Below are 10,543 nucleotides of genomic sequence, written 5' to 3' on the forward strand. Positions count from 1 at the left end.
GGTAACACGGATCGGCGACGCCGATCGCATGCCGCGCATGTTGGTTGCCCGCGATTGGCTCGATTCCGCGTGTCGCGGGAAGCCTTCCCCATGCCGCCATCGGCGTGGCCGGGGCTTTCCGACCTGCGGCCCGGGGATCGTCTCAGTGCGGCATGGCCGCGACTGTGAGCGAGGTCGCCTTCTCACCCGTGCCGTAACGGCCGGTACCGCCGTTCAACTGCTCGGTGAGCCCGAGCACGGTGGTGATCCGCCCGATCTCACGATCGACATTGTCGACGGTCGTGACGGTCGACAGCCCACCCTCGGACCGTGTCACGGCGATCGCCCCGGGCCCCTCGGCGGCCCCGTAGCGACCCGCCAGCACCACCCCGGCACTGTGGGACCGCAGACCCCCGGCGAACCGGGCGATGATGGTGCCGCGGTTGTTCTCGTCGGCCCGCGCCCCGTCGCCGGTGACCACCACGGCCAGCTGGGCGGGCTGCACCTCGGCGAAGGTCAGGAAGCCGCCGCCGCGCAATGTCTCGAGGGCCAGGCCCCGCTCCTGCGGGGTGCCGCGCACCTGCCCGCTGACCGGATCGTCGAGCAGCACCTGGCCGAGCAGATCGCCCGCGAGGCTGCCTTGATCGACGGCGTCGACCTTCAGCTGCGCGCCGGCGGGGACCACGTTCAGCAGCGCGGTACGTAGTCGGTCGCCCTCGGAGGAGTCGGCGAACGCGCCGGTCAGGCCGATCCGGCCGGTGACCGCGGCGCCCGCGGTGGTGAGGGCCGCGGTGACGGCATCGGCGTCGCCGCTGTCGGCGTCGGGGGTGGTGAAGACGAGGACCGATCGGTCGGCCAGCGCGCCCGCCAGCAGCTTGCCCGCCGAGCCCGACAGGAAGGCGTCGGCCGCCTTCACCTGTTCGTTCAAACGCCCGTTCTCGGCACGCAGATCGTCGATCTGCTGCCGGTCGCCCGTGCCGGGAAACAACCCATTGCCTTGTGCGCGGGTGCCCAGCACCACGCCGACCGCCAGGGCCAGGAATACCGCGGCGATCGAAATCGCGTGGTGGCGAAAGGAAATCATCGGTCCCCTACCTGTGCCGGTCGAATAGGCCCTGCACCCAGTGCGATCCGCGATGCCAGGTGTCGGCGGTCCAGGTCAGCGCCTCAACGCCCATGTGGGTGGCCAGCAGCGCGACCACCAGGGCCACCAGCGCCGCGAGCACCACCAGCGCGACCGCCCAGCCGGAGCCCCGGTGTCGGTACAGCGAGGCAACGGCTTTCGCGTCCATGAGCTTGGTGCCCATTTTCAGGCGGGTCAGGAAGGTGGCCGGATTCGAATCGCGCCGGCCACGGTCGAAGAAGTCGTCCAGCGAGGCCGCCGCACCGACGGTGACGATCAGCGACGCGCCGTGGTGATCCGCCAGCAGCAGCGCCAGATCCGCGGGCGCGCCCGAGGACGGGAAGGTGGTCGCGCCGATGCCCAGATCCTGGATACGCTCCAAACCCTTGGCGTGGCCGTCGGTATCGGCGGGCAGGATCACCTCCGCGCCGGACTTCAGCGTGTTCGCGGTGATCTCCTCCGGGTCACCGACGATGAGGTCGGGCCGGTAGCCGTGGCGGGTCAGGGTGTCCGCGCCCCGGCCGACGCCGATCAGGATCGGCGCGTACTCCTTGATGAACGGCTTGATGCGCTTGAGGTCGTCGATGTGCTCGGGACCGTCGGCCACCACCACGACATGCCGCTTCTTCATGTCGACTTCGACATCCGGCACGCCGATTCCATCGATGAGCAAGGAGGATTCGGTGCGGATGAACTCGATGGTGTTGCCGGAGAAGGCTTCCAGATGGTCGGCGAGCCCGTTGCGCGCCTCGATCATGCGCTCGGCGATGGTGACCTCGGTGAGCTCGATGCCCTCGACGAGTGCCTCGGGTTCCTTCTTCGCCAGTTTGTCCGCGTAGACGACGCCACCCTCGACGCGAACCTTGGCGCCGTCCTTGATCTTCTTGAAGACATCCGAGCTCACCGCGTCAAGCAACTGGATGCCATTGGCCACCAGCACTTCCGGACCGAGGTTCGGATATCGCCCGGAGATCGACGGCGAGGCGTTCACCACCACCGCCACCTGTGCTTCGACGAGCCGGTCGGCGGTGAGCCGATCCAGGTCCATCTCATCGAGCACCACCACGTCGCCAGGCCCCACGCGCTGGAGCAAACGCCTGGTGTTGCGGTCCACCCGGGCCATCCCGGTCAGACCCGGCAGCGTTTCGGTATTACGCGACAAGAGGGCCAGCATCTTCATAACGATCGATGATTACGGCAAAGTCTCAACCTTTGATGGAGGCGCGCCGGTCAGCAAACTATCCGCTCCGCCTCCCCCGGAACTTCAGCGGGCAGCCGAGAGCCCTCAACGGTCATGCATCCGTGCTATCAGTTTGGTGCCGAATCTATGTCGGACGTACCCGGCGAGTTACCCCAATCGGCACGAAATCAGTAGTCACGCCCGCATACGGGCGCCGCGGGCGCAGGCCGATCGCACCTTCCATCTTACCGACCGGTAAGGCTATGCTCCGGACATGGCCAGCACCACCGTTGATACCGTCCTACCCGCCCCGCGTGAGGTCGTCTACAAGCTCTTCACCGAGCGCGACAGCCTCAATGCCTTTCTGCCCATTCAGATTTCACTGAAGAAGCCGGGTATCGGGAGCCCGTCCGGCGTCGGCGCGCAGTACCACCTGGGCCTGGCCGGCATCGGCCCGACCGAGGAGACCACCGAGCTCGTCCCCAATGAGCGCATGGTCTACCGCGTCATCGCGGGCGCCCCGGTCAAGCGGCACGTCGGCACCATCAGCTTCTCCGACGCGCCGGGCGGCACCCGGGTCGTCTACACCATGGAGTCCGAGCCCAGCCTCCCCGTCCCCGCCCAGATCCTCGAGCCCGGCCTCCGCGCCCTCACCAACGCCCTCATCGGCGGAGTGCGCAAGGCGATCAAGTAACGCTCGGCCACCGCGCCTTCGGAGTCGGCGCGGCGGCACGGACAGAACCGGCCGGATCCTTCGCGGTCCCGGCCGGTTTTTCTGTCTCGGTGCCCGGTTACTCGCCCGAGACGGCGGCGCCGACCTTCTCGGCGTCCGCGGTGGTGAGAAGTTCCCAGGCGTGGGCGCGGCCGGTTTCGGTGTCGCCCATGCCCGCCAGCATGCGGGCGAGTTCGACGACGCGTTCGTCCTGGGTGAGGGCCTTGACACCGGATCTGACGGCCTTGCCGTCGTCGAGCTTGTCGACCACCAAGTGGGTGTCGGCGAAGGCGGCCACCTGCGGCAGGTGGGTGACGACGATGACCTGGTGGGTGCGGGCCAGACGGGCCAGGCGGCGGCCGATCTCGACGGCGGCGCGGCCGCCGACACCGGCATCAACCTCGTCGAAGACCATGGTGGTGCCATGTTCGGAGCTGGCGAGAACCACTTCCAGGGCGAGCATGATCCGGGAGAGCTCACCGCCGGAGGCGCTCTTGCTCAGCGGCAGCGGGTGCGCGCCGGAGTGGGCGGCCAGGCGGAATTCCACCTCGTCCACGCCGGTCGAGCCGGCATGCAGTTCCGTGCCGTCGATGACCAGCGGGGCCGAATCCTGCACGCCCGCAAGGACGGGACCGACACCGACCTCGAGCCGGGCACGACCCATGGCCAGACCGCCCAGTTCGGTGCTCACCGCCGACGCCAGCTTCCCCGCAGCCTTGCTGCGGGCCGCGGTCAGCTTCTTGGCCGTTTCACGCACCTTCTCGGCCGCGGTCTCGACATCCGCGGCCAGCGCCGCCAGCGCCTCCTCCGACACGTCCAGCGAGTCCAGGCGCGTGCGCGCCTCCTCGGCCCACTTGATGACCCCGTCGATATCCGGCGCGTACTTGCGGGTCAGCGTCTTCAGCTCGGCCTGGCGGGTCAGCATGGACTCCAGCGCGCCCGGATCGGACGGCAGGTCCGACAGGTAGGAGCTGAGCTCGGTGGTCAGATCCACCACCACCGAAATCGCCTCGCCCAGACGGGGAGCCAGCGCGGTCAGGATCGGATCGTCGGAGGCTTCGATGCGGGCGCGCGCGGTGCCCAGCAGATCCAGGGCGCCCGCGTCCTCACCCGGCGAATCGGCCGGACCGGCCAGCGCGTCGTGCGCGGTGGAGGCGGCCTCGCGCAGCGAATCCAGATCCGACAGCCGGCGCACCTCGGCCACCAGGTGGTCGTCCTCGCCGGGTTCCGGCGCGACGGCGTCGATCTCGGCCAGCGACTGCGTCAGATGGTCGGCTTCCAGGGCCAGCTCCCGGCTGCGCGCGGTCCGCTCGAGCAGCTGATTGCGCTTGTCCAGCCAGGCCTTTCGGGCCTTCTGGTACTTGGCCAGCAGCGGCGCCACCGCGTCGGAGGCGAACTGGTCCAGCGCGTGCAGCTGCTGGTCGGGCCGCTGCAGCCGCAGCTGATCGTTCTGCCCGTGCACGGTGAGCAGCGGGGTGGTGAAGTCCGCGAGCACCGCGGCCGGCACGCTGCGGCCACCCAGGTGGGCGCGGGAGCGGCCATCGGATCCGACCGTGCGGACGGCGATGATGCTGCCGTCGTCATCGCGTTCGGCGCCGGTGGATTCCAGCACCTGCTCGACCTCGCCGAGGGCGCCGTCGTGCACCTCGTCCACGGTGAAACGGCCCTCCACCACGGCCCGCGACGCCCCGAGGCGCACCCGTCCCGCATCGGCGCGGGCGCCGCTGAGCAAGTGCAGGCTCGTCACCACCATGGTCTTGCCCGCACCGGTCTCACCGGTCAAAACGGTCAAACCCTCGTGGAATTGTGCGGTGGCGGTGGAAATTACGCCCAGCCCGTCAATCCTGATCTCTGTCAGCACTCGTGCTCTCCGTTCGCCGTCGGCCACGCCAGCCTGTCACGGGCAACTGGAATTTGCGCACCATCCGATCGGCGAACGGCGCGGAGTCGAGCCGAACCCACCGCACCGGGTCGGTCCCGCGGACCGTCTCGACCCGGCCGCCCCGCGGCAGTGCGAGGGTGCGTCGGCCGTCGAGGAAAACGATCGCATCATGGCCCGTCGCAACGGTTTCCACCGCGATCAGCGAATTCGGGCTGGTCACCAGGGGCCGCGCGAACAGGGCGTGCGCATTGGACGGGATCACCAGCAGCGCTTCGAGTTCCGGCCACACCACCGGCCCGCCCGCCGAGAAGGCGTAGGCGGTGGACCCGGTCGGCGTGGCGATCAACACACCGTCGCAGCCGAAGGCCGACACCGGTCGGCCGTCCACCTCCAGCACCACCTCCAGCACGCCCATGCGCGCCGCGTTCTCGATGCTGGCCTCGTTCAACGCCCAGCCGCGCTCCACCACCACATCGTCGACGCGCACGGTGACGTCGATGGTCATCCGCTCCTCGACGGTGTAGTCGCGCCGCACCACCTGGGACAGCGCCTCGTCCAGGTGCTCGGCCTCGGCCTCGGTGAGAAAACCGATGCGCCCCAGATTGATTCCGAGCACCGGCACCGAGGCACTGCGGGCGAGTTCGGCCGCCCGCAGGAACGTCCCGTCACCGCCGAGCGCCAGCACCATCTCGGTGCCGACCGCCGCGTCGAGATCGTGTGCCATTACCCGCACCGGGTACCCATCGGCCGCGCCGTCGTCGTCGATGTCGAAGCGGGTGCTGTACGCCTCGTCCTCGAGCACGCGCAGCCCCATCCCGGCCCCGCACAGGATCTTCGCGACCCGGTGCGCGGTATCAAGGATCTCCGGCCGTCCCGGATGCGCGACCAGCAGAACCTCCCTGGCCGGGCTAGCCGCGTTCACTGTGGACCCTCCTGCACCGCACGCTCGATCAGCGCCGCCACACGCGCCGCCTCGTCTGCATCGTATGCGCCCCCACCGACGTCCGCGCCGTCACCGGCCGCAGCGGGCTCGGTCTCCGGACGCGCCGGCGCGCCGGTCTCCTTGCGCAACCAGAGGAAATACTCGACATTCCCGGACGGACCGGGCAGCGGGCTGGCCGTCACGCCACGCGTGCGCAGCCCGAGTTTCGCTGCCGCGGCGGCGACTTCGCGCACCGCCTCGGCGCGCAGGGCCGGATCCCGCACCACACCACCGGATCCCACGCGATCCTTACCCACCTCGAACTGCGGCTTCACCATGGGCAGCAGATCCGCGCCCGGCGCACAGCAGGCGGCCAGCGCGGGCAGCACCAGGCCGAGAGAGATGAACGACAGGTCGGCGACAACCAATTCGACTGTGCCGCCGATGAGTTCGGGCGTCAGCTGCCGCACATTGGTGCGGTCGTGCACGCGGACGCGGTCATCGTTCTGCAGCCGCCAGATCAGCTGGCCGTACCCGACGTCGGCGGCCACCACCTCCTCGGCTCCGCGCGACAGCAACACATCGGTGAATCCACCTGTAGACGCGCCCGCGTCCAGGCACCGCTTGCCCTCGACCGACACGCCCTGCGGCTCGAACGCCTCGAGCGCGCCCAGCAGTTTGTGCGCGCCGCGCGAGGCCCACTGCACCTCGTCGGGTTCCTCCCGCACCAGCAGCGGCGTGCCCGCCTCGACTCCCGTGGCCGCCTTGGTGGCGACCGACCCATTGATCAGGACGCGGCCCGCGTTGATCAGCTCGACCGCGTGTTCCCGCGACCGCGCCAATCCACGGCGAACCAGTTCCGCGTCCACCCGTGCGCGCCTGGCCACCTCAGATCTTGTCCACCGTGGCCAGGGCCTGTACCAGCACCTCGTGCGCCTGCTCCAGAATCTTGGCCCGCCGCACGATATCGGTGCCCTCCGAGTGCACACTCGGCGCGCCCGGGAAGCCCGGATTCGGTGCGCCCGCCGACAATTCGGCCAGCAGCGCGGCCACCTCCACCTTCACCCGCTCCGGGTCGGCGAACTCCTGATTCGCACCCGGCAGATGCTGCCCGGGCAACGGCGCCCCCGGACGGGGCCCCGGCGTCCCGAGAGGGGATCCCGGCGCGGGAAACTGCGGGCGAGGCGTGGGCATAGTCATCGTGGCGACAACGCTACCCGAACCCGCATTCGAACACACGTACCCCACCGCTTACCGATCCCCCGCCGACCGGCACATCCTGGATTACCCGCGAGGCGTCGAGGAGACCCGGATGGCGCGGCCCGGGGCCGCGTCCAGGCGGGTCGTGATCTCCTTCGCAATGTCTCCGACGCCCGGCACGACCGGATCGAAGTCGGCGACAGGGTGATTCAGCGCGTCGAGGGATTCGGCGATGTAGGTCGGCATGCGATCCGAGGGCTGGGTGCCCAGATCCTCGAGCGTGCTCACGCCGGTCAGCACCATCAGCGACTCCAGGCCGGTAGCGTGCGCACCGTCGATATCGGTGTCGAGGCGGTCGCCGACCACCAGGGCGTCGCGGGTACCGGCCCGCTCGAGCGCATCCTCCATCAGCGGCGCATACGGCTTGCCCGCCACGATCGGCTCCAGGCCCGACGCCTGCCGCAGCGCCGCGACCATCGAGCCGTTGCCGGGAGCCAGGCCACGCTCGGTGGGGAGCGTGGCGTCGGTATTGGCGGCCACCCACAGCGCCCCCGCCCGCAGCGCGTAGGCGGCCTCGGCCAGATCCGCCCAGGCGGTCTGCATCGAATGGCCCTGCACCACCGCGCTCGGCACCAGGCCGTCGAAGCGGCGGACCGCCTGCAGGCCGACATTCTCCACCTCGGCCATCAGGTCATCAGTGCCGACCACCAGCACCGTCGACCCCGGCGGGATCCGCTGCGCCAGCACGCGCGCGGCTGCCTGCGCGCTGGTCACCACCTCGTCCTCGTGGGCGTCGAAACCGAGCTCCCGCAGGTGGAAGGCCACCGCGTCGGCCGAGCGGCTCGCATTGTTGGTGACATACATCAGGCGCTGTTCCGGATCGCCCGCCGAAAGTGCTTCCGACGCACCCGGAATCGGCTCGTGGCCGCGGAACAGCGTTCCGTCCAGATCCAACAGCAATGCCTCGAACCGATCCCGCAGTCGCATTACGCCGTCCCTCTCGTCACTCTTCACAGAATCAAAAACGACCGTGCGGCTGCGCTGTTGCGCGGCCGCACGGTCGAAATCACTTGCCGGTCCTCAGTTCTCGGAGTCGTCCGCGGGCTTGCCCGAACCATCCGCGGCTTTCCCGGACGGCTCCGACTCGGCAGCGGTGTCCTCGGCGTCGGAATCCTCCTCCGCCGCAGCGGAATCCGCGTCGTCCTCGTCCTCGTCGTCGTCCTCGTCGAACGCTGCGGTCCAGTCCGCGCCGCCGTCACCGTCGCCGGAGAGTTCGGCGGCGCGGTCCTCGGCGTCGGTCTCGCCGTCCAGGTCGGCGGAGGCGGCGTTCATGAACCAGGTCAGCGCTTCGTCTTCGCGACCGGCTGCCAGCAGGGCCTCGGCGTAGGCGTAGAACAGGCGCGCGGCCGCGGAACCGGTGCGCGCCGGATCCAGCTCGGCGGTCTGTAGCGTGACGACGGCCTGGTCGAACTGCCCCAGATCCATCCGGGCGCCGGCGACCACGATGCGCAGCTCGGTGGCCTCGTCGCCCTGCAGGGCCCGGGCCTCATCGCTGCGGCCCAGCTCGATGGCACGCTCGGGACGGCCCAGACCACGCTCACAGTCGGCCATGACGGCCAGCAGACCCGAGCCGCCGGACATGCGGCGCGCGGTCCGCAGCTCCGACAGCGCCTCGGCCCATTCACCCGCGTGATAGGCCGCGACACCGGCGGTCTCGCGCACCACCGCGATGCGGCCGGCCCGCTGCCGGGCAGCGCGGGCGTGCTCCAGTGCCAGCTCCGGATCCTCGTCCAGCAGCTGCGCCACCATGACCAGGTGCCGGGCCACCGACTCGGCATTGCCCTTGTCCAGGCTCAGCAGATCGCGCCGCACCGCCGGCTCGAGATCGGAGGCCTGCACGTCGTCCGGCAGGTTCGGCTCATCGGGACGACCCGAACGCCGCTCCCCCGGCCGGCCGCCGCTGACCCGCGCGCCCTCGCCACCGCGGCGACGCTCGCCCTCGAACGACCTCGCGCTCGCACCGTTCCCGGCCCGCTCGGCATCCTGTCCCGCCCCCGGGTACTCCGGACGCTCATCCGCGAACCCGTTGCGCGCGAAGCCCTTCCGCTCCTCCCGCTCCCCGCGGTCCCGGTCGAAGCCCCGTCCCCCACCACGGTTGAACCCGCCTTCACGACGATCACCGCCGCGATCGGAGCCACCGTCACGACGGTCTCCCCGGTTGAAGCCGCCTTCACGACGGTCTCCCCGGTTGAAACCTCCCTCGCGACGCTCGCCACGGTTGAATCCACCCTCACGACGATCACCGCTGCGCTGGAAACCGCCCTCGCGACGATCGCCACGGTCGAAACCGCCCTCGCGACGCTCGCCACGGTTGAATCCGCCCTCACGACGATCACCGCTGCGCTGGAAACCGCCCTCACGACGATCACCGCTGCGCTGGAAACCGCCCTCACGACGCTCACCGCGGTCGAAACCGCCTTCACGACGGTCACCACGGTTGAAGCCACCGTCACGGTCGCCACGGTTGAAGCCACCTTCGCGACGCTCGCCGCCGCGGTTGAAGCCACCGTCACGGTCGCCACCTCGGTTGAAGCCGCCCTCGCGACGCTCGCCACGATGGAAACCGCCTTCACGACGGTCACCACGGTTGAAGCCGCCCTCACGACGATCACCGCCGCGATCGGAGCCGCCCTCGCGACGCTCGCCACGATGGAAACCGCCTTCACGACGGTCACCACGGTCGAAGCCGCCCTCGCGACGCTCGCCGCGGTTGAATCCGCCCTCGCGGTTGTAGCCGCCCCGGCCGCCTTCGCGCTCGGACCCGCCGCGGCTGCCGCCCTCGCCCCGATAGCCGCCGCGATCGCGGTCGCCCTCGGAGCGGTAGCCGCCACGCTCATTGTCACGACCGCGGTTGAATCCGCCACCGCTGCGGTTGAATCCGCCCTCACGGCCGCCATCGCGCTCGCGGCGCGGTCCGCCCGACGACCGTCCCTGGTCGCGGCGTTCGCCTTCGTCGCGCCGGCCATAGCCGCCCTGTCCGGTCCCACCACTGTTACGGCGGAAGGGTTTGCGGCCGTCGTTCTGCTCCGCCACGGTGATCCCTCTCTGTTCTTGTAGCCTGCGGTACCCGGCCACGGCGCTGGAGCGCGTGAGGAGGGCCGGCGGGCGATCCCACCTACCCATGAATTCAATCACGCCGCTCTCGAGCGTCAACGCAGCACCGGGTGGTCAAACGCCGAAAGGGGACCCGGTAAGGGTCCCCTTTCGCGAAGGATGTTCCGGCGGTGTCCTACTCTCCCACACCCTGTCGAGTGCAGTACCATCGGCGCAGGTGGCCTTAGCTTCCGGGTTCGGAATGGGACCGGGCGTTTCCCCACCGCTATAGCCGCCGTAACTCTATGAAACTGTCACACAGAGAGCCAAACCCCGAGCGGGGCTGTGAGTCTCAGTGATCTGTGTGTTGTTTCAGATACTGCACAGTGGACGCGTAGCTTCTTTGTTGGTAAGTCCTCGGCCTATTAGTACCAGTCACCTACATCTGTTAC

At 69.6% G+C, this 10,543-nt stretch carries 8 protein-coding genes, 1 rRNA gene and 1 pseudogene; 1 reads left to right on the forward strand and 9 read right to left on the reverse strand.

All coding sequences use genetic code 11. From position 1 onward, the window contains the following. Positions 1-142: 142 nt before the first annotated feature. The gene (locus ABZV44_RS32740) at positions 143-1,063 is read right to left on the reverse strand and encodes a copper transporter (protein ID WP_354844845.1); all 921 of its coding nucleotides are present in this window, start codon (positions 1,061-1,063) and stop codon (positions 143-145) included. A gap of 7 nt (positions 1,064-1,070) precedes the next feature. Continuing rightward, positions 1,071-2,282: a putative cytokinetic ring protein SteA gene (gene steA, locus ABZV44_RS32745; protein WP_354844847.1), complete on the reverse strand. Its 1,212-nt coding sequence runs from the start codon at positions 2,280-2,282 to the stop codon at positions 1,071-1,073. A gap of 274 nt (positions 2,283-2,556) precedes the next feature. Here steA and ABZV44_RS32750 point away from each other — a divergent pair, with 274 nt between their 5' ends. After that, positions 2,557-2,976: an SRPBCC family protein gene (locus tag ABZV44_RS32750; protein ID WP_354844850.1), complete on the forward strand. Its 420-nt coding sequence runs from the start codon at positions 2,557-2,559 to the stop codon at positions 2,974-2,976. 97 nt (positions 2,977-3,073) lie between these two features. Here ABZV44_RS32750 and recN read toward each other — a convergent pair whose 3' ends face one another. From recN to rrf, 7 genes and pseudogenes are all read right to left on the reverse strand, one after another. Further along, on the reverse strand, positions 3,074-4,855 hold the full coding sequence (gene recN / locus ABZV44_RS32755; RefSeq protein ID WP_354844853.1) for a DNA repair protein RecN: 1,782 nt from the start codon (positions 4,853-4,855) through the stop codon (positions 3,074-3,076). After that, the gene (locus ABZV44_RS32760; protein ID WP_354844855.1) at positions 4,833-5,798 is read right to left on the reverse strand and encodes an NAD kinase; all 966 of its coding nucleotides are present in this window, start codon (positions 5,796-5,798) and stop codon (positions 4,833-4,835) included. The genes recN and ABZV44_RS32760 overlap by 23 nt, the downstream gene beginning before the upstream one ends. Beyond that, complete coding sequence (locus ABZV44_RS32765) at positions 5,795-6,685, reverse strand: TlyA family RNA methyltransferase (protein ID WP_354844858.1); 891 nt, start codon at positions 6,683-6,685, stop codon at positions 5,795-5,797. Before ABZV44_RS32765 ends, ABZV44_RS32760 begins: the two co-directional genes overlap by 4 nt. A 1-nt stretch (position 6,686) precedes the next feature. Continuing rightward, positions 6,687-6,917 (reverse strand): hypothetical protein, encoded by a 231-nt coding sequence (locus tag ABZV44_RS32770; protein ID WP_354844860.1) that lies wholly within the window; start codon positions 6,915-6,917, stop codon positions 6,687-6,689. Positions 6,918-7,082: 165 nt separating this feature from the next. Beyond that, entirely contained in the window at positions 7,083-7,985 is a 903-nt protein-coding gene (locus tag ABZV44_RS32775) for an HAD-IIA family hydrolase (protein ID WP_354844862.1), read from the reverse strand. A 273-nt stretch (positions 7,986-8,258) separates the two neighbouring features. Further along, positions 8,259-8,990 (reverse strand): annotated as a pseudogene (locus tag ABZV44_RS32780) (hypothetical protein); the annotation flags it as partial. Between the two features lie 1,284 nt (positions 8,991-10,274). Continuing rightward, positions 10,275-10,391, reverse strand: a 5S ribosomal RNA gene (gene rrf / locus ABZV44_RS32785). Positions 10,392-10,543: the final 152 nt, after the last annotated feature.

The organism is Nocardia sp. NPDC004860 (genome assembly GCF_040609015.1).
Lineage (GTDB): Bacteria > Actinomycetota > Actinomycetes > Mycobacteriales > Mycobacteriaceae > Nocardia.